Source organism: Ruegeria sp. HKCCD6157, from assembly GCF_013110685.1.
Taxonomy (GTDB): Bacteria; Pseudomonadota; Alphaproteobacteria; order Rhodobacterales; family Rhodobacteraceae; genus Ruegeria.
Window position 1 is genome coordinate 633429 of record NZ_WVRB01000001.1, and the last position, 18432, is coordinate 651860.

Here is an 18432-nt window from a genome sequence, read left to right on the forward strand (position 1 = left end):
TGCTGCGGACGTCGGCCATGTGTTGATGGCGTGCAGCTTGGACTTGTTCAGAGCGTGTTCGGCGCGCAATTTTGATAGTCAGGGATGTATTGGAGGATTTGATCAGATGAGACGTGTTTCAGTTCTACTGTTTTCTGCATTTTGTTTTGCAGCTCCGGGGTTCGCTCAGGAAGCGGCCGATGCCGTTGCACCCGAAACGGCGACGGAAGGGCAGGTACAGGCCATGACCGACGAGGTCATCGCGGCGCTCGAGGCCAAACTGGATGGCGTTCCGGTCACGTCCCAGAACTGGATGGTTGCCGCGGCCAACCCGCTGGCGGTGGAGGCCGGCGCCAGAGTATTGCGCGCAGGAGGGTCTGCCGCAGACGCCATGGTGGCGGTGCAGGTCGTGCTGGGCCTGGTCGAACCGCAATCCTCGGGCTTGGGCGGCGGTGCGTTTCTGGTCTGGTACGATGCAGCGACCGGTCAGATGACAACTCTGGACGGGCGAGAAACGGCGCCGCTGGCGGCCACACCGACCCTGTTTCAGGACGAAAACGGTGAGCCGCTGAAATTCTTCGATGCGGTTGTCGGTGGGCTGTCCGTGGGGACGCCGGGCACACCTGCCTTGCTGGAAGAGGCGCATCGCCGCTGGGGGCGTTCCTCGTGGCCCGGATTGTTTGCCGATGGAATCCGGTTGGCGGATGAAGGGTTCCTGGTGTCCCCGCGTCTGGCCAGCCTTGTTGAAAACGATGCCGAGCGCCTGTCGCGCTTCCCGGAAACCGCTGAATATTTCCTGCCGGGGGGCGCGCCGCTGCAACAGGGGCAGCGCCTGATGAACCCAGCTTATGCCGAAACGCTGCGTGTGTTGGCCAGTGACGGGGCGGCCGGTTTCTATGGCGGTGAGATTGCGGCAGACATCGTGCGCACGGTTCGCAATGCTCCGGGCAATCCCGGTGTTCTGTCCGGTGCGGATCTTGCGCTGTATCAGGTGATCGAGCGCGAACCGGTTTGCGCGGAATACCGCGCCTATGAAGTCTGCGGCATGGGCCCGCCGTCGTCGGGTGCGCTGACCGTGGGGCAAATTCTGGGGATGCTGAACGGCTATGATCTGGCGGCCATGGGGCCGGAAAGCGCCGAGGCCTGGCGGTTGATCGGGGACGCTTCGCGCCTCGCCTTTGCGGACCGCGGCCGGTACATGGCTGACAACGATTTCGTGCCCATGCCGACCAAAGGGCTGGTTGATCCGGCCTACCTGTCGCAACGAGCAGAATTGCTGAACACCGAAGGCGCGCTGGCAGATGTCGGGCCCGGTCAGCCGGAATTCGACCACGCGCTGAACTGGGCGGATGATGTGTCGCTGGAGCTGCCTTCGACCTCGCATATCTCGATTGTAGACAGCTATGGCAACGTGTTGTCGATGACCACGACCATCGAAAACGGCTTTGGCTCACGCCTAATGACGAACGGGTTCCTTCTGAACAACGAACTGACGGATTTTTCGTTCAAGACCCACAGCGATGGTGTGCCGATCGCCAACCGGCTGGAGCCCGGAAAACGCCCGCGTTCGTCCATGAGCCCGACCATCGTGATGCAGGATGGCGCGCCGGTTCTGGCGATTGGCTCGCCGGGTGGCAGTCGGATCATCGGCTATGTGGCCAAATCGATCATCGCATGGGCCGACTGGGGCATGGATGTGCAACAAGCCGTGTCGCTGCCGCATCTTGTCAATCGTTTCGGAACATATGATGTCGAGGTCGGCACATCTGCCGAAGGCTTTTCCGACGGGCTGACCCAGTTTGGGTTTGAGGTAAACCCGCGTGACCTGACATCTGGCCTTCACGCCATCGAAATCGGCGACGGGCTGAGCGGTGGTGCCGACCCCCGTCGCGAAGGTATTGCGCTGGGCGAATAGGGCCTTGGTATTTGTGGGGATTGCCCGCACTTGACGAGCCCTTTAGTCATGGACTGAACGGCCCGCAACGTGCCGGGACAGGGGAGGATGACGATGGTGCAAGCGACCGCTTTGCCTCGGAATGAAACAGGTATCGAAACCGTCATAGGCGTTCTGAAACAACGTTTTGGCGACAGGTTGCAAACGGGTGCCGCGATTCGTGAACAGCACGGGCACACCACGACCTGGATCGAAAACCAGAGCCCGGATGCCGTGGTTTTCCCGCATACTACGCAGGACGTGTCGGAAATCGTCAAAACCTGTGCCGCGCACCGGGTGCCGGTGATTCCCTTTGGCACGGGAACGTCGCTGGAAGGGCATGTGAATGCGCCAGCGGGGGGGATCTCGGTCGATCTGATGCAGATGGACAAGGTGCTGGCTGTCCACGCCGAAGATCTGGATTGTGTCGTGCAGCCCGGCGTCACGCGCGAGGCGCTGAATACTCATTTGCGGGATCAGGGTTTGTTCTTTCCGATTGACCCGGGGGCGAATGCGTCGCTGGGCGGTATGGCCGCGACCCGCGCTTCGGGCACCAATGCGGTGCGATACGGAACGATGCGCGACAACGTTCTCAGCCTCGAGGCGGTCATGCCGGACGGCCAGATCATCCGTACCGGTCACCGGGCCAAGAAGTCATCGGCCGGGTATGATCTGGCACGCCTTCTGATTGGGGCGGAAGGCACGTTGGGTATCATCACCGAGCTGACTCTGCGCTTGCAGGGCATCCCCGAAGCGATCAGCTCGGCCAGGTGTTCCTTTCCTTCGGTCGATGCCGCGTGCCGCGCGGTGATGATGACCATTCAGTATGGCATTCCGGTCGCCCGAATAGAGTTGCTGGATGAAATGTCGGTTCAGGCGGCAAACGCCTATTCCGGGCTGAGTCTTCCGGAAACGCCGTTGCTGCTGCTTGAATTCCATGGCTCTGAAAGCGGTGCGGCGGAACAGGCTGAAACCTTTGGCCAGATCGCCGAGGAGTTCGGCGGTACGGATTTTGCTGCGACCTCGACCACCGAAGAACGGAACAAGCTTTGGCAGGCGCGCCATGATATGTATTGGGCGTGTCTGCAACTGCGCCCCGGCGCGCGTGGTATTTCAACGGATGTCTGCGTGCCGATCTCGCGCCTGGCGGAATGTGTGACCGGCACTCAGCAGAAGGCAGCTGATCTTGGCTTGCTCGCGCCAATTGTGGGGCATGTGGGGGATGGGAACTTTCACACGCTTATTTTGATCGATATGCAGAACACCGAAGAAGTTGCCAAAGCCGAAGAGTTTGTCGGATGGTTGAACGACCTGGCAATTTCAATGGAAGGCACCTGCACAGGTGAACACGGAATCGGTCAGGGCAAACGGCCATACCTTATCAAGGAGCTGGGCGCCGCCACGCAGTATATGGCCGCAATCAAGGCTGCTTTGGACCCCGAGAACATCATGAATCCCGGCAAGGTTTTGGCGGGCCAATCCTAGCGGTTTTCGCGTTCTGGCCCGCATTGCGCCTTCAAATCGTCCACATGTTCTGGTCTCACCGACTCGGTTAGGAACAGGTGGTCGAGATGAGCGCAAAATATCTGGCAGGGTTTGCAGCGATCTGCGGGGTCGCCATTGTTGGGCTGGACTATTATCAGCAGGCCAAGGCATCCGAAAACGGGCTGGGCTTCAAAGGTTATGTTGCCTCGGTATCCGCGCGTGTCGGGATTTCGGAAAGTCGGCTTGAAGCAGATGCGCAACCTTCACAGTCCGAGGACCCCGCGGCGAAGACACCGTCAGAGGAAGTTCGGAAACTTGTCTGCACCACGATCGGGACAAGCAAGCGCTGTCGCTCCAGCGGTTGAGATCACGGGTTTCATGTCCGATCTGCGACCCGCATTTGATGATCGGGTCGTTTTTTTCATATCACTGGTCGGATGAATGTCGCGCGATCCCCCTCAAGTGCGCCATATGGTGTCAACTGATTTCAAGGGGAGACGCCCGGTTATGAAAACCCAAGTCAAAGCACTGGTTGTTGGCGGCGGCGCCGTTGGGACCTCGATTGCCTATCATCTGGCCAAAGCGGGCTGGAATGATGTGATGTTGATCGAACGGGACGAGCTGACGTCCGGGTCCACCTGGCACGCGGCTGGTCTGCTGCCATTGTTCAACATGTCCTATGCGACAACGCACATCCACAAGTACTCGGTCGACTTCTACAAGACGCTGGAAGAAGAAACCGGGCTGAACGCGGGCTTTGCCGTCGTCGGCAACCTGCGCATGGCACAGACGCAGGAGCGCATGGACGAGTACATGCTCTACGCCTCCACCGCCGAAACCTGCGATGTTGCCTATGAGTGGCTGACCCCCGAGCAGATCAAGGAGCGTTGGCCGCTGATCGAGACATCGGATCTGAAAGGCGCGATCTACCACACCGAGGACGGCTACATTAACCCGGCGGACGTGACGCAGGCGATGGCCAAGGGGGCCCGTCAGCGTGGTGTCGAGATCGTGCGCAAGATGCAGGCGGATGCCTTCCACTGGAACGGCACCCATTGGGAAGTCACCTGCACCAAAATGGTGGAAAAAGGCGGCAACCTTGTCGAAAGCGACGAAAAGGTCGTGATCACTGCCGAACATGTTGTCACTGCATCGGGCAACCACGCACAGCGCACCGCCAAGATGCTGGGCATCAAGATGCCGGCGATCCCGGTCGAGCATACGTTCATCGTCATGGACAAAGACCCGGAGTTGGTCAAATGGCGTGAAGCGGGCAACCCCGAACACCCCGTCGTGCGCGACGCGGACAATGAATCCTACGCCCGTGAAGAACGCGGCGGCTGGATTCTGGGTATCTATGAACATGGCGCCCCCGCACGGTTTGAACACGGTGTGCCGGACAGCTTCCGCGCGGATCTGTTCCCGCTGGATCTGGATCGGATCGCGGATCAGTACATGGCCATGGCCGAGCGCGTGCCGTCCTGTGCTGAATCCGGTCTGAAAGACGACTTCAACGGCCCGATCTGTTATACGCCTGACGGCAACCCGCTGGTCGGCCCTGCGCCGGGCCTGCGCAACATGTGGCTGGCCGAAGGTTTCAGCTTTGGCATCACCGCGGCAGGCGGCACGGGCTACTATCTGGCGCAGATGATGGTCGATGGCGAAGCCGAGATCGATATGGCCTCGCTGGACCCCAAACGGTACTCGTCCAACTGGATGACAACCGAATTCGCGGCCCGCAAGAACGAAGAGTGCTATGAGCACGTCTACATCCTGCACCACCCCGACGAAGAGCGTGAAGCCTGCCGCCCGCTGCGGACCGTTCCCGCATATGATCGGCAGAAAGCACGCGGTGCCCAGTTCGGCTGGGTCAATGGCTGGGAACGTCCGAACTATTTCGGCCCCGTCGATGCGCCCGAGAACTTCGACAAGGAAAGCCGGTCGTTCCGTCGTGGCGGCTGGTGGCAATACGCCGTCGAAGAAGCCAAGGCGATCCGCGAAGGCGTTGGCCTGATCGACGCGTCGGCCTTCACCAAGCACGTCGTCAAAGGCCCCGGTGCCACCCAGTTCCTGGATTGGTTCACCTGCAACAAGCTGCCCAAGGTCGGCCGCATCAATCTGACCTATGCGCTGACCTCGCACGGCACCACCCGCACCGAATACACCATCGTCCGCAATGGCGAGAACAACTACTACCTCGTCTCTGCCGGAGCCTGGACCGAGTACGACGCCGACTATCTGCGCAAGGCGGCCGAGGACAAGATGGAGGAGTTCGGATATATCGAAATCCAGGACGTGACCACGCAATGGGGCGTCTTCGCCATAGCCGGACCCAAGTCGCGTGACGTTCTGAAAGAGGTCATCAAGGACGCCGATCCGGAAACCGCCATGTCGAACAAGCGCTTCCCGTGGCTGTCGGCGCGTCAGATCGAACTGGGCATGTGCCCGGTCAACGCGATCCGCGTGGCCTATACCGGCGAGCTGGGCTGGGAACTGCACCACCCGATCGAGATGCAGAACTACCTGTTCGACCTGCTTGAAGAAGCCGGCGAGAAGCATGGCATGAAGCTGGTCGGTGCCCGCGCCCAGAACTGGCTGCGTCAGGAGAAATCCTATCGCGCCTTTGGCACCGAACTGGGCCGCGACGCGACCCCGCTGGAGGCCGACCTGCCGCGCTTTGTCGATTTGTCGAAAGACTTTTACGGCAAGGCCAAGCTGGAAGAGACCGGCGTGCGCGTGAAATGCTGTACCCTGCTGATCGACGGACCGGAGGATGCCGACCCATGGGGCCGCGAGGCACTGTACACACCGGAAGGTGAACGCGTGGGTCGATTGACCTCGGGCGGGTATTCCGTGGCCTTCGAGAAATCTATCGGCATGGGCTATGTGAAGCCCGAGCTGGCGGTCGAAGGCACAAAGCTGAAGGTCAAGATGCAGGACAAGCTGTGGGATGCGGTCGTGACCTGCGACAGCCCCTACGACCCGAAAAACGAAACCATCCGCAAGGACGGTTGATCGAAGAAAGGCCCCGAAAACCTTCGGGGCCTTTTCTTTTTTGTCATCCAGACAGTTCGTCGAAGCATTCCAGCGCCTTGGCCGCGTACATCATGGCTGGGCCGCCGCCCATCTGGATCGCCATGGCCAACACGTCGGACACTTCTTCCCGTGTCGCACCGGCCTTGATCAAAGCTTCGGTGTGCAGGGTGATGCAGGGTTCGCATCGCACGGTGACTGACATGCCCAACGCAATGAGTTCCTTGGTCTTGTAGTCGAGCGTCCCGCCCTCTTTGACGGCTTTGCCAAGCGCTCCGAATGCGCGTGTCGTGTCGGGAATGGATCCGTTCAGGTTTCGCAAACTCTTTCGTGTTGCCGAGAGTTTTTCTTGCCATGCCATTGCTGAGTGCCCTTCTTCATATCTAGCAACTGGAATATGAAGTGGGTTGCGACTGTTTGACTTTGATCTCGATCAGACGTCAGGGCGTTCGGCAATGAATGCAAGATTGTTGGCAGGCATTTCGACCGAGGCCAACGCGAGCAGGCCGACGTTTTCGAGCAGGTCCAGAATGTCCGCGTCGTTTTTGTAGCCGATTTCGGGGGCTTGCTGGATCAAAGCCTCGTGAAAGCGGACATCCCCGTCACTGATGAGTTGGCCCGAGCGTTTGAACGGACCGTACAAGATGAACCGCCCCTTTGGTGACAGGGATTGTGCGACTTCTGAAATGATGGTTCTGGTTTCCTGCCAACTGATCAAGTGAATCAAGTTGATCAGAACGATCAGATCCTGGTCGCAAAACCGCCTGTGCCAGCCCGAAAGCGTTGCATCCAGTTCTGCGACCCGCGCGACATTGGGTAGGTTGCGGGTATAGGCATCGATACTCACGCGTCGCTCAGGGTCAACTTCCGAAGGCTGCCAGGTCAGCCCGGGCAGCATTTCGGCGAAGGCCCTGACATGCTGACCAGTCCCGCTTGCGATTTCCAATGCCTGGCCTTGGGACGGGCCCCATTCTTGCAACACTGCACACAGGGCGTCGGTGTTCCGGGATGCTGCCGGGGCCACCAGCTTGCCATCTTCAGACGCAGTGGCGACGCTTGCAGACGAGGGGAGGCTGCGTTTGATCATCGTTCCAGCCTGTCAGGGGTCAACATGCCTACTATGTCAGGTTCCAGTTCGGGTGTGTTTCCGACAACAAGATCGCACAAAAGCTGCGAGGCCGCCGGTGAGGTTTGAAAACCATACCCGCCCTGACCGCCACACCAGACAAACGAAGGGTCCAGCGGGTCGCGCCCAAGCACCAAGGTCCCGTCCGGGGCAAAACTTCGCAAGCCCGCCCAATTCGTTTCAACTCTTGTGACAGGCTCGGTCATCAGCTCCTCATACCGTGCCAGACCCTCTGCCAGCACCATATCATCGGCATAAGCATCCTGTGGCGGAACCGGATCAGCTTCGGATGGTGAGACCAGCAGCTTGCCCGCATCCGGTTTGGCGTACCATGTTTCGCCGGCGCCCAGCATCATCGGCCAGACAGAAACGTCATGCCCTCCGGGGGCGGGAAGACGCGCCATTGACCGACGGCGAGGTGTGATGCTGATACCGGGCAGCCCTGCAAGCTGTGCAACCTCATCCACCCAGGCCCCGGCTGCGTTGATCAGAGTGCGGGCTTCAAAGATCTCACCGGCCTCAACCGCCCAGTGTTTTTCTTTTCGAATGCCGGTGACTCTGCTTTTCGTCGAAACCGTTCCCCCGTTTCGCCGGATGGTCCGGGCGAAATCCTGCAACAGGCGATCCGTATCGATGTCAAAGGCCGCTTCGCTGATGGCTGCAAACCCGACCTTGTCCGGGTTCAGGATCGGAACGCGCGATATCGCCTGATCCATCGGTATTTTCACCATGTTCAGATCGGCGCAATCGGCTTCGAACATGTCGGGCTGGTCAATTGCTCCGACCAGCATCAATCCGCGCGGGGTCAGGTAACCGCCATTCTGCGTATGAAGAAAGGCAGCCCCCGCTTTGTTCAGTGCGACGACCGAAGGCGGTCCATAGCTTTCTTCGAACAAGGCCGCTGACCGGCCCGACGCGTGATAGCCCAGGGCGTCTTCCGCTTCCAGAACCATCACGGTTCCGTGCTGCGACAGGCGCGCACCGGCGCTCAGCCCGGCGATGCCGCCTCCGATTATCAGGAAATCAATCATGACTTGCGATCCATCCTGAGCAGAGACGCTACAGGTTCCTTGAGTTTCATGCTGGCGCCAAAGCTCCTCGTTCGCCACGCGTTTGAGTTTCCGGACTATAAGCAGCCTTGAAATTGTGCTTCAACCCGGTCAAAGAAGTATCAAATTATACAGGAGGGTAAGGTGACCGCAGCAGACCTTCATCCAATGGCCACAGGGCATATTCCAGGATATGTTGTCGCAGCTGACGGAAGCGATTACCTTTTCTCCGCCATGGTCGTTTTTTTCGTCGTTCTGGTGGTGCTGATCGGTGTCGGATACCTGACGCTGCATTCGGTTCCTGAAAAAATGGCCCACGAAAACAATCACCCGCAATTTCAGTTGGTGGGTATTCTGGCGCTGCTGGCGTTGTTTACACATAATGGGCTTTTCTGGGTTGCTGCAATATTGGTCGCAGGGTTCCAGTTCCCGGATTTTGCCACCCCGCTTCGAAACATTGCCGATGCCATTCGTTCTCTGGGTCGGTCACCTGTTCCGGAACCAGTGCCTGAAACAACGGTGCCGGCTGCGCCAGAACCTGGACCCAGCGATGCGCAGGAGCAATCCACATGATCGAGACCATGCTCTGCGCCCTGATAACGGTGCTGCCCGACTATCTGTTCCGCCGTTTTGTACAGGGCAAGCGGATCGGTCACGAGATTACCTTGTTCACCATGTGGTACGAACTGCGCTGGGGTTTGACCACCTGTGCCATTCTGGCGCTGACCGTGATCACCACGCTGTTTTACTTTCATCCGGCCAGCAAAACCGCGGCATCCTATTTCCGGACGGTGACCATTCTGCCGCAATTGGGCGGCCGTGTTTCCGAGGTTTTCGTCAAGAACAACGAACTGGTAACTGCGGGTCAACCGATTTTCCGGATCGAGGATTTCAGCCAGACCGCCCAGGTTCAGGCGGCAAATGCGCAGATTGCACAGGTGCAGGCCTCGCTTAAGGTTGCGGAAACCGATTTGGCCGAGGCAGAAGCTGGAATTGCAGGTGCCAAGGCAGCCCTTGCGCAGTCTCTGGAGGATCTTGAACGCAACACGACCTTGCGCGACGAAGGTTCAAGCGCCGTAAGGCTGGCCGAGATTGAGAGGCTGGAAAACCTTGTCGCCGAGCGGGAGGCCCAGGTTCTTGCAGCGGAATCCAAACGTGCCGCGGTTGAGCAGCAGATCGAAGAACTGATCCCCGCGCAGCTGGCCAGTGCCATTGCGCAACTGGATGCTGCACAGACCGAGTTGGACAAAACGGTGATCACCGCAGGCGTCACAGGGCGGGTCGAACAGTTCGGCCTTCAGGTCGGTGACTACGTAAGCCCGTTGTTGCGCCCCGCGGGCATTCTTGTGCCATCGCACACAGGGCATGATCGTTTTCAGGCTGCTTTCAGCCAGCTTTCTGCCCAGGTGATCAAGCCGGGCATGATTGGTGAATTGGGCTGCATGACAAAGCCATTCACCGTGATCCCCACCGTGGTGGTCGAGGTGCAGGATGTCATCCCGTCTGGCCAGATCCGCCCATCGGACGAATTGCGGGACGTGCAGAGCAACAACAATCCGGGCTCGATTCTGGTCTATATGGAGCCGCTGTACAAAGGTATGGCCGATGACATTCCGCCGGGCAGCAATTGTCTGGCCAATGTCTACACAGACAACCACGAGCGGTTGGAGCACGAGGATCTGGGCTTTTGGGAGGCGGCCTTCCTGCACGTGGTCGACACGATCGGCGTGGTGCATGCCGCGGGTCTGCGCCTGCGTTTGATCCTGATGCCGGTGAACACTCTGGTTTTGACCGGGCATTGATCTGATCTTGGCAATCCGAACGCAAAGGGCCCGGCAAGTTTCGCCGGGCCCTTTGGTTTCTTACAGCGCTGCTTTGAACAGCTGCGTCAGGTTGTCTTTCGTCAACTCAATCGGGTTGCCGCCGCATGACGGGTCGATGATCGCCCCTTCGACAAGCTCTGGGATAGAAGCTTCGGTCACACCCAGGTCGGACAATGTGCGGGGGATGCCAAGGCTGTCGTTGAAATTCTGCACGAAGGCGCGGAAACCATCGAAGCCGCCGTCGATGCCCAGATATGCCGCAGCTTGCTGGAACCGATCTGCAATGGCCGGGGCGTTGAAGTCCAGCACAGCGGGCATGCAGACCGCGTTCGTGGTGCCGTGATGGGTGTTGAATACCGCGCCAATTGGGTGGCTCATCGCGTGGATCGCGCCAAGGCCCTTCTGGAAAGCCGTTGCGCCCATGGCAGCGGCGCTCATCATCTGGGCGCGGGCCTCGATATCGGTGCCGTCTGCATAGGCACGTGGCAAATACTCTTTCACCAGTCGCATACCCTCCAGCGCGATGCCCTGGCTCATCGGGTGATAATGCGGGCTCGAGAAGGCTTCGACGCAATGCGCGAAGGCGTCCAGGCCTGTTCCTGCCGTGATGAACTTGGGCATCCCGACGGTCAGCTCCGGGTCGCAAATCACCACGGTCGGCAGAACCTTGGGATGAAAGATGATCTTCTTGGCATGGGTCTCGGAATTGGTGATGACGCTCGCGCGGCCCACTTCCGATCCTGTCCCTGCGGTGGTCGGAACGGCAATGATTGGCGCGATCGCGTTGGCATCGGCTCGTGTCCACCAGTCGCCGATATCCTCGAAATCCCAAACGGGGCGCGTCTGACCGGCCATGAAAGCGACCATCTTGCCCAGATCCAGCCCAGAGCCGCCGCCAAAGGCGATCACCCCGTCATGGCCACCCGCGTTATAGGCCGCAACTCCGGCTTCAAGGTTCTTTTCATTCGGGTTGGGGTCCACATCGCTGAACAGGCCGCGGCCCAGTCCGGCGGCTTCCATGATATCCAGTGTCGCGCTGGTGATGGGCAGATCGGCCAGCCCCTTGTCCGTGACCAGCAGTGGTTTCTTCATTCCGGTGGCGGCGCAGGCTTCGGGCAACTCCCTGATGCGCCCGGCTCCGAATTTGATGGCGGTCGGATAGGACCAGTTTCCAACAAGTGTCATGTCAGGTTTCCTTTGCAAAATAAGGCCTGCTTCGGCGAGGGGGTGGGTCCGAAGCAGGCCGTCGTCCTTAGCCCGTTACCTTTTTGAGGTGGTAGGATTTGGGACGTGTCAGGTTGTGATATCCGATGACGGACAGACCGCCGCCGCGCCCGGTATTCTTGCAGCCCGTCCAGCACAGGCCGGGGTCCAGATAATCGGCGCGGTTCATGAACACGGTCCCCGTTTCGATCCGGTCACCCACCCGCGCCGCACGATCCACATCGCGGGTCCACAGGCTGGCAGTCAGGCCAAACTCACTGTCATTCATCAATGCGATGGCCTCCTCGTCCGAGGACACTTTCATGATGCCCACCACGGGCCCAAAGCTTTCGTCCCGCATCACGCGCATGTCATGAGTGACATTGGTCAGGATTTGCGGTGTCAGGTACGCGCCACCGTCGTCTTCAGCAAAGGTGTCGATATGCGCGACTGCACCGGCTGCAACCGCCTCGGCGATCTGCGCTCGTACCTCATCGGCAAACCGCACATTGGCCATCGGGCCAATCGTTGTCTCGGCATCCAGCGGGTTGCCCAGCTTGTAACCCTTCACGATGTCCACCGCCTTGGCGACAAAGTCGTCATAAAGGCTCTCGTGAACATAGATCCGCTCGATTCCGCAACAACATTGGCCCGAATTGAACATCGCACCGTCAATCAGCGTGTCGACCGCGGCATCCAGGTCGGCGTCATCCATCACATAGCCGGGATCCTTGCCGCCCAGCTCGGTGCCGACGCCGGTAAACGTGCCCGCCGCGGCACGTTCCATCGCCTGACCGCCGCCGACTGATCCGGTGAAGTTCACGAAATCAAATGCATTGCCCGCGATCAGGTCGTTGGTCACGTCGTGGCTCAGGAACACATTCTGGAATACGTCCTCGGGCACACCTGCCGAATGGAACGCCTTTGCCATGCGCTCGCCCACCAGCAACGTCTGTGTCGCGTGTTTCAGGACGACCGTGTTGCCCGCGATAAGCGCCGGTGCGACCGTGTTGATCGCCGTCATGTAGGGATAGTTCCAGGGCGCCACCACAAAGACCACCCCATTAGGAATGCGCTTGATGTAGCGTTTGAACGTTTCGTCTTCGCCGACGGCGATATCTGCCAGGGACGTCTCGGCAATCTCCGCCATATGGCTGGCACGTTCGTTGAATCCACCGAACTCGCCGCCATAACGCACTGGGCGACCCATCATATGGGCCAGTTCCGGCACGATCTCATCGTTCATGGCGCCAACGGCGGCCACACCCGCCATCACAAGATCGATCCGCTCCTGCAACGGACGAGCTGCCCATTCCGCCTGAGCAGCCCGAGCACGCGCCGCGGCCCCGAACGCGGCCTCTCGCGACAACACTTCACGTTCGGCATAAACCGATCCATCGATCGGCGAGACACATTTCAACATCCGCCCCATTTTCACTCCATTTCCGAAAGAAACAGGATCCCTGCTTCATCTGGCCCAAAATATCCCGGGGGTCTGGGGGCAGAGCCCCCAGCGCGTCCCGACCTTACGCCCGCTCGAATCCGCGGGCGATTTCCCAATCCGTGACCACGCGTTCGAACTCCTCGATCTCGACCTCCGCGGCACGGGTATAGTGGTCGACGACGTCATCTCCCATGGCCGCGCGCAACATGACCGATCCGTGCAGCGCATCCCGCGCGGCGCGAAGGTTGCCCGGGATCATCGCAGTCTCACCTTGGTAAACGTCGCCCTTGGTCGGCGGTTGCAGATCCAGCCCTTCCTCGATGCCCGCGATCCCTGCCGCCAGCATGCCAGCCATCGCCAGATAGGGGTTCATATCCGAGCCCGGAATTCGGCACTCGACGCGTACGGCCTTGGTACCGTCACCGCACAGGCGGAACCCGGCGGTGCGGTTGTCCACGGACCAGATGATCCGCGTTGGCGCGAAGGTGCCTTTCATGAAGCGTTTGTAACTGTTGATGTAAGGTGCCATGAAATAGGTGTAATCAGGGGCATATTTCAGCAGCCCAGCCATATAGCTTTTCATCAGCGCCGACATGCCTAGATCGTCCCCGGCGTCATAGAAGGCAGGCTGTCCATCCGCCCATAGTGACTGGTGCACATGGGACGAGCTACCAACTTTCTCGTGGTGCCATTTCGGCAGGAACGTCGCTGCGTGACCATGTTGCCACGCGATCTCCTTCACAGCGTTCTTGGCGATCGAATGATACTCGGCTGTTTCCATCGCGGGTGCGTATTTGATGTTCAGCTCTTCCTGCCCGGTCTCGGCCTCACCTTTGGAGTTCTCAACCGGAATGCCCGCATCCCACAGATGGTTGCGGATCGGACGCATCACATGCTCTTCCTTGGTGGTCTGAAGGATATGATAGTCTTCGTTATAGCCCGAGATCGGCTCCAAATCCCGGAAACCTTCCTTGCGGATCTGGTCAAAGCTTTTCTCAAACAGGAAAAACTCAAGCTCGGTCGCCGTCATGGCGTCATAGCCCATGGCTTTCAAACGGCTGACCTGTTTTTTCAGGATTGAGCGCGGCGCGTGCAGCACTTCCTCGTGCGTGTGATGATCCAGCACGTCACACATCACCATCACCGTGCCTTCAAGCCACGGCACCGGGCGCAGGGTGCTGAGGTCAGGTTTCATGACATAATCGCCATAACCCCGTTCCCAACTGGTCGAGGCATAGCCATCGGGTGTCGCCATCTCCAGATCGGTGGCCAGCAGGTAGTTGCAGCAATGGGTCTCTTCCCATGCGCCTGCCACGAAATGGCCCGCGTGAAAGCGTTTGCCCATCAACCGGCCCTGCATGTCCACCATGCAGACCAGAACCGTATCAACCGAACCTTCGGATACCTGCGTTTTAAGATGTTCGAACGTGAGCATGTGCCACCTTTGTCTTTGCCGAAATCCTTCATCGGCCATTCGTTCAGTCAGACCCGCCCCCATGCAAGGGGCGGGTCGCTTGGCCAAGTCTTAGCCGTAGCGGTAGGGCCGTCCAGCCTTGAGCATGTCGGCGTTGTACTGTTTGAAGATTTCAACAACCTTCGCCTTGGTTTCAGATTCGGCTGCGATCTCGTCCCAGAAGGCAACGGCCGCAGCTTCGACGGTTGCCCATTCTTCGTCCGGAATCGACGTCAGCTGCATCTTGTCTCCGTTGACGCGCAGGCTGGCTTCACCGCCCCAGTACCACCATTGACGATAATAGTGGGACTGATCGGTGCAGACGCGGAACAGGGTCTGCAAATCTTCGGGCAGCTCGTTCCAGCGGTCCATGTTGGCAAAGAACGAACCGGCCCAGGCACCCGAGATGTTGTTGGTCAGGAAGTAGTTGGTCACATCCGCCCAGCCGACTGTGTAGTCTTCGGTGATACCGGACCACGCGATGCCGTCCAGCTCGCCGGTTTGAACCGCAACTTCGATGTCTTCCCAGGGCAGGGTGACCGGCACAACGCCGAACTGAGACAGGAAGCGGCCCGCGGTCGGGAAGGTAAACACACGTTTGCCCTGAAGGTCCGCCAGGCTGTTGATCGGTTCCTTCGTTGCAAAGTGGCACGGATCCCAGGCACCGGCCGAGATGTGCTTGACGCCGACTTTCGAGTATTCCTCGTCCCAGATCTCGTTCAGCCCGTACTGGTTGAACAGAACCGGCACGTCCAGCGAGTAGCGCGAGGCAAAGGGGAAATAGCCGCCGAACACGGTGACCTCGGTGGGCGACGCCATCGAGTCATCATCCGACTGCACGGCATCAATCGTGCCGCGCTGCATGGCGCGGAACAGCTCGCCCGTGGGAACCAGCTGGTCGGCATAGAACAGCTCGATCTGCATCCGGTCACCGGCGATCGTGTTGAACATCTTGATGGCCGGGTCGATCACGTGTTCGGCCAGCGCCGGGCCGGCATAGGTCTGCATCCGCCATCTGATGGTCGATTGCGCCAGTGCAGGCGTCGCCAGAGCAGCGGCGGGAGCGGCCGCAGCACCTTTCAGAAATGTACGTCTGTTCGTCATTCTCTCTCTCCGTTGGTCAGTTTCGATTGTGCGGGGATTGCCCGCGAAGCCCCGGTTTGATCCGGGATCATTTGTTGTAGATGTATTCAGGCAGCCACAGTGCGATCTGCGGGAACGTCATGATGATCGCCAGCGCCAGTGTCATCACCATCACGAAGGGCAGGATCGAACCGTAAATGTCGCGCAGCGATATCTCTGGCGGCGCCATCGCGCGCATCAGGAACAGGTTGTAGCCGAAGGGCGGCGTCATATAGGCGATCTGGGTGGTGATCGTGTACAGAACCCCATACCAGATCAGGTCGAACCCCAATGCACCCACGAGCGGCACGTACAAAGGCGCGACGATCACCAGCATGGCCGTATCGTCCAGAAACGTGCCCATCAGAATAAAGCTGAGCTGCATCAAGATCAGGATCACCCATGGGTTGAGGCCCAGCCGTTCGGTAAACAGGTTCTCGATTGCCCGAACGGCGCCCAAACCGTCGAAAACAGCGCCAAAGGCAAGCGCAGCCAGGATGATCCACATGAACATACAGGTGATGCCCAGCGTTGACCGTACAGACGTCTCGAAAACCTCACGTGTCATACGGCCCTTGAGGATGGCCGCGGCGAACGCCGTCAACGCTCCGATGGCCGAGCTTTCGACCAGCGAGGTCCAGCCGTTGACGAAGGGCACCATCATCGCGGCGAAAATGCCCAAGGGCAGCAGGCCCGCACGCAACAGGCGCAGTTTCTCTGCCATGGGCACGTCGCGCTCCTCGGCTGACAAGGCGGGCCCCAAGGCCGGGTTGATGCGGCAGCGGATCACGATGTAAAGGATGAACATGGCGGCCATCATCAGCCCGGGAAGCAGCCCTGCAAGCCAGAGCTGCCCGACAGGCTGGCGCGCGATCATCGCGTAAAGAACCAGCACGACGGAGGGCGGCACAAGGATGCCCAATGACGATCCGGCTTGTATCACACCGGTCACCATTTTCTTGTCATAGCCACGTTTCAGCAGTTCCGGCAGCGCAATGGTCGCGCCGATGGCCATGCCCGCGACACTCAGCCCGTTCATGGCCGAAATCAGCACCATAAGACCGATCGTGCCGATTGCGAGCCCACCGTTCAGGCCGCCCATCCAGACGTGGAACATCTTGTACAGATCGTCTGCAATTTTTGACTCGGCCAGAACGTAGCCCATGAAGATGAACATCGGCAGGGTCAGCAGCGGATACCATTTCATCAGCTTCATGGCGGCCGAAAAGCCAATGTCATAGCCGCCGCGATCCCCCCACAGAAACAGGGCGGCCATCACGGCGACAAAACCAATCGCGCCAAAAACGCGCTGCCCGGTCAGCAGCATCAGCATCATGGTCGAAAACATCAGGATGGCGATCAATTCGTACGACATCAGATCACCTCGCGCGGGATGTCATCGCCCCTGAGGCGCAGAATATCTTTGAACAGTTCCGAGATCGCCTGAAGCAACATCAGGAACAGGCCCACGACCATGATGACCTTGATTGGCCACAGGTATGGACGCCACGCGGTCGGGCTGCGTTCGCCATATTGCAGCGAATAGCTCAGCGAGTCGTATCCGCCGTAGATCATCACGCCCAGGTAGATGATCAGGAAAAGGACGGTGATCGCATCCGTCCACGCGCGACGACGGTCGGACCATTCGCCGTACAGAAGGTCCATGCGGACGTTGGATCCCATCTGGATCGAATAGGGTCCGCCCAGAATGTAGTAGGCGACCATTGCGAACTGGGCCATTTCCAGGGTCCACAGCGATGGCAGGAAAAAGGTTTTTGAAATCGAGGACCAGAGCAGGATGCCCATCATGACGAAGATGCCGTACATGACGAAGCGTCCGATCCAGCGGTTCGTGCGGTCAATGACCGCCACATATCCCCGCATGAAATTCATCCCGATACCTCTGCTCTCATGGTTTCGCCTCTGCGTGCGATAAGTCTTGGATGACCGATTGCAGAATTGGCGTAAGCAATCCCGCAATGCGGTTTACGCCTTCTGCTGTGTCGATCAGATCGTTTCGGACTTCGATCATGACATTTGGAAGCCCGCGCCGGACCGCGTGTTCGCGCAACGTGTGCGTGACGCCATCCGTCGCCGAGTAAGGTTCGTTCAAAGCCACGCGCAATCCCGAGCTTTCCGCGTGGCTCAGCATCAGCTGCGCGGCGCGGTCGTCTTCGTCATGAAGAATCCCCAGCTCTACCGTTCGGGGGGTTCCCTTGTAGACGGGCGTGAAGCTGTGGATCGTGATGACAACCGGAGGTTCAGGCCGTTCGTCCAAAGTGGATGAAACCAGCGTTTTGAAAGGTTCATACACGTCGCGAACCCGCTGGGCGCGCTGAGCATCTGTCAGGTTCATGTTGCCGGGAATGGAAAACACTTCGCTGACTTGCGGCATGGCATCTTCGCGTTCGGGCGGGCGGTTGCAGTCATAAACAAGGCGACTGACGCGCGAGTGGACCAGCGGCGCATCCAAAGCGCCCATCAGCTCCACCGACAGGTCCAGCGCGCCGATGTCCCAGGCCGCGTGAGAGCTGGCCGCCGCCTCATCCAGCCCCAGTCCATCCAGCGCGGCCGGAATAAACCGGCTTGCATGTTCGCATATCAGCACGGCAGGCGTGCGACCGTGCGCATTGAGCACGCGGGCTGCCGGGGCTTCGGTCGGCAAAAGCAATGATGACTCGGTCTCGTGACGCATAGGTAGCATTTGTTACAGCAACTTCTCACCTGTCAAGAAAATTTCTGTAGACAAAATTTCAAACGAACATATTCTGTAACAAATTCA

At 59.2% G+C, this 18432-nt stretch carries 16 protein-coding genes; 6 read left to right on the top strand and 10 right to left on the bottom strand.

All coding sequences use genetic code 11. The annotated features are described in order from the left end of the window. Positions 1 to 106 precede the first annotated feature (106 nt). The 4 genes from ggt to GS612_RS02865 all read left to right on the top strand — a co-directional run bounded on the left by ggt (position 107) and on the right by GS612_RS02865 (position 6412). Positions 107 to 1894: a gamma-glutamyltransferase gene (gene ggt / locus GS612_RS02850; protein ID WP_171639025.1), complete on the top strand. Its 1788-nt coding sequence runs from the start codon at positions 107 to 109 to the stop codon at positions 1892 to 1894. A gap of 93 nt (positions 1895 to 1987) precedes the next feature. Further along, positions 1988 to 3397, top strand: coding sequence for an FAD-binding oxidoreductase (locus GS612_RS02855; RefSeq protein WP_152458830.1), 1410 nt, complete (start codon positions 1988 to 1990; stop codon positions 3395 to 3397). An 86-nt stretch (positions 3398 to 3483) separates the two neighbouring features. Continuing rightward, the gene (locus GS612_RS02860; protein ID WP_171205332.1) at positions 3484 to 3762 is read left to right on the top strand and encodes a hypothetical protein; all 279 of its coding nucleotides are present in this window, start codon (positions 3484 to 3486) and stop codon (positions 3760 to 3762) included. Positions 3763 to 3904: 142 nt separating this feature from the next. Next, on the top strand, positions 3905 to 6412 hold the full coding sequence (locus GS612_RS02865; RefSeq protein WP_171639026.1) for an FAD-dependent oxidoreductase: 2508 nt from the start codon (positions 3905 to 3907) through the stop codon (positions 6410 to 6412). A 43-nt stretch (positions 6413 to 6455) separates the two neighbouring features. Here GS612_RS02865 and GS612_RS02870 read toward each other — a convergent pair whose 3' ends face one another. The 3 genes from GS612_RS02870 to GS612_RS02880 form a co-directional block, all read right to left on the bottom strand. Next, positions 6456 to 6791, bottom strand: coding sequence for a carboxymuconolactone decarboxylase family protein (locus GS612_RS02870; protein ID WP_171639027.1), 336 nt, complete (start codon positions 6789 to 6791; stop codon positions 6456 to 6458). Positions 6792 to 6863: 72 nt separating this feature from the next. Continuing rightward, positions 6864 to 7517: a DUF938 domain-containing protein gene (locus tag GS612_RS02875; RefSeq protein ID WP_171639028.1), complete on the bottom strand. Its 654-nt coding sequence runs from the start codon at positions 7515 to 7517 to the stop codon at positions 6864 to 6866. After that, on the bottom strand, positions 7514 to 8587 hold the full coding sequence (locus GS612_RS02880; protein ID WP_171639029.1) for an FAD-binding oxidoreductase: 1074 nt from the start codon (positions 8585 to 8587) through the stop codon (positions 7514 to 7516). Before GS612_RS02880 ends, GS612_RS02875 begins: the two co-directional genes overlap by 4 nt. A 162-nt stretch (positions 8588 to 8749) precedes the next feature. Between GS612_RS02880 and GS612_RS02885 the strand changes: the two genes are divergently transcribed. Beyond that, complete coding sequence (locus tag GS612_RS02885) at positions 8750 to 9178, top strand: hypothetical protein (protein ID WP_371809274.1); 429 nt, start codon at positions 8750 to 8752, stop codon at positions 9176 to 9178. Continuing rightward, positions 9175 to 10407 carry an HlyD family secretion protein gene (locus GS612_RS02890; RefSeq protein WP_171639030.1) on the top strand — a complete coding sequence of 411 codons (1233 nt, stop codon included), beginning with the start codon at positions 9175 to 9177 and terminating at the stop codon, positions 10405 to 10407. Before GS612_RS02885 ends, GS612_RS02890 begins: the two co-directional genes overlap by 4 nt. Before the next feature lie 60 nt (positions 10408 to 10467). On the opposite strand, the gene GS612_RS02895 is transcribed toward GS612_RS02890, so the two are convergent. The 7 genes from GS612_RS02895 to GS612_RS02925 all read right to left on the bottom strand — a co-directional run bounded on the left by GS612_RS02895 (position 10468) and on the right by GS612_RS02925 (position 18345). Beyond that, positions 10468 to 11613, bottom strand: a complete 1146-nt coding sequence (locus GS612_RS02895; RefSeq protein WP_171639031.1) for an iron-containing alcohol dehydrogenase — start codon at positions 11611 to 11613, stop codon at positions 10468 to 10470. A 67-nt stretch (positions 11614 to 11680) separates the two neighbouring features. After that, a complete protein-coding gene (locus tag GS612_RS02900; RefSeq protein WP_171639032.1) occupies positions 11681 to 13063 on the bottom strand; it encodes an aldehyde dehydrogenase family protein in 1383 nt (460 codons plus the stop codon). Between the two features lie 94 nt (positions 13064 to 13157). After that, on the bottom strand, positions 13158 to 14510 hold the full coding sequence (locus GS612_RS02905) for a glutamine synthetase family protein (protein WP_171639033.1): 1353 nt from the start codon (positions 14508 to 14510) through the stop codon (positions 13158 to 13160). 90 nt (positions 14511 to 14600) lie between these two features. Continuing rightward, positions 14601 to 15632: a TRAP transporter substrate-binding protein gene (locus GS612_RS02910; RefSeq protein ID WP_171639034.1), complete on the bottom strand. Its 1032-nt coding sequence runs from the start codon at positions 15630 to 15632 to the stop codon at positions 14601 to 14603. A 67-nt stretch (positions 15633 to 15699) separates the two neighbouring features. Beyond that, positions 15700 to 17025, bottom strand: coding sequence for a TRAP transporter large permease subunit (locus tag GS612_RS02915; RefSeq protein WP_171205339.1), 1326 nt, complete (start codon positions 17023 to 17025; stop codon positions 15700 to 15702). Beyond that, on the bottom strand, positions 17025 to 17543 hold the full coding sequence (locus tag GS612_RS02920; protein ID WP_152458809.1) for a TRAP transporter small permease subunit: 519 nt from the start codon (positions 17541 to 17543) through the stop codon (positions 17025 to 17027). The genes GS612_RS02915 and GS612_RS02920 overlap by 1 nt, the downstream gene beginning before the upstream one ends. A gap of 16 nt (positions 17544 to 17559) precedes the next feature. Continuing rightward, on the bottom strand, positions 17560 to 18345 hold the full coding sequence (locus tag GS612_RS02925) for an N-formylglutamate amidohydrolase (RefSeq protein WP_253286091.1): 786 nt from the start codon (positions 18343 to 18345) through the stop codon (positions 17560 to 17562). Positions 18346 to 18432 lie beyond the last annotated feature (87 nt).

What these genes read in the sequence shown, in the direction of transcription:
- ggt (WP_171639025.1), top strand. Translation starts at nt 107, where the DNA reads ATGAGACGTGTTTCAGTTCTACTGTTTTCTGCATTTTGTTTTGCAGCT.
- GS612_RS02855 (WP_152458830.1), top strand. Translation starts at nt 1,988, where the DNA reads ATGGTGCAAGCGACCGCTTTGCCTCGGAATGAAACAGGTATCGAAACC.
- GS612_RS02860 (WP_171205332.1), top strand. Translation starts at nt 3,484, where the DNA reads ATGAGCGCAAAATATCTGGCAGGGTTTGCAGCGATCTGCGGGGTCGCC.
- GS612_RS02865 (WP_171639026.1), top strand. Translation starts at nt 3,905, where the DNA reads ATGAAAACCCAAGTCAAAGCACTGGTTGTTGGCGGCGGCGCCGTTGGG.
- GS612_RS02870 (WP_171639027.1), bottom strand. Translation starts at nt 6,791, where the DNA reads ATGGCATGGCAAGAAAAACTCTCGGCAACACGAAAGAGTTTGCGAAAC.
- GS612_RS02875 (WP_171639028.1), bottom strand. Translation starts at nt 7,517, where the DNA reads ATGATCAAACGCAGCCTCCCCTCGTCTGCAAGCGTCGCCACTGCGTCT.
- GS612_RS02880 (WP_171639029.1), bottom strand. Translation starts at nt 8,587, where the DNA reads ATGATTGATTTCCTGATAATCGGAGGCGGCATCGCCGGGCTGAGCGCC.
- GS612_RS02890 (WP_171639030.1), top strand. Translation starts at nt 9,175, where the DNA reads ATGATCGAGACCATGCTCTGCGCCCTGATAACGGTGCTGCCCGACTAT.
- GS612_RS02895 (WP_171639031.1), bottom strand. Translation starts at nt 11,613, where the DNA reads ATGACACTTGTTGGAAACTGGTCCTATCCGACCGCCATCAAATTCGGA.
- GS612_RS02900 (WP_171639032.1), bottom strand. Translation starts at nt 13,063, where the DNA reads ATGGGGCGGATGTTGAAATGTGTCTCGCCGATCGATGGATCGGTTTAT.
- GS612_RS02905 (WP_171639033.1), bottom strand. Translation starts at nt 14,510, where the DNA reads ATGCTCACGTTCGAACATCTTAAAACGCAGGTATCCGAAGGTTCGGTT.
- GS612_RS02910 (WP_171639034.1), bottom strand. Translation starts at nt 15,632, where the DNA reads ATGACGAACAGACGTACATTTCTGAAAGGTGCTGCGGCCGCTCCCGCC.
- GS612_RS02915 (WP_171205339.1), bottom strand. Translation starts at nt 17,025, where the DNA reads ATGTCGTACGAATTGATCGCCATCCTGATGTTTTCGACCATGATGCTG.
- GS612_RS02920 (WP_152458809.1), bottom strand. Translation starts at nt 17,543, where the DNA reads ATGAATTTCATGCGGGGATATGTGGCGGTCATTGACCGCACGAACCGC.
- GS612_RS02925 (WP_253286091.1), bottom strand. Translation starts at nt 18,345, where the DNA reads ATGCGTCACGAGACCGAGTCATCATTGCTTTTGCCGACCGAAGCCCCG.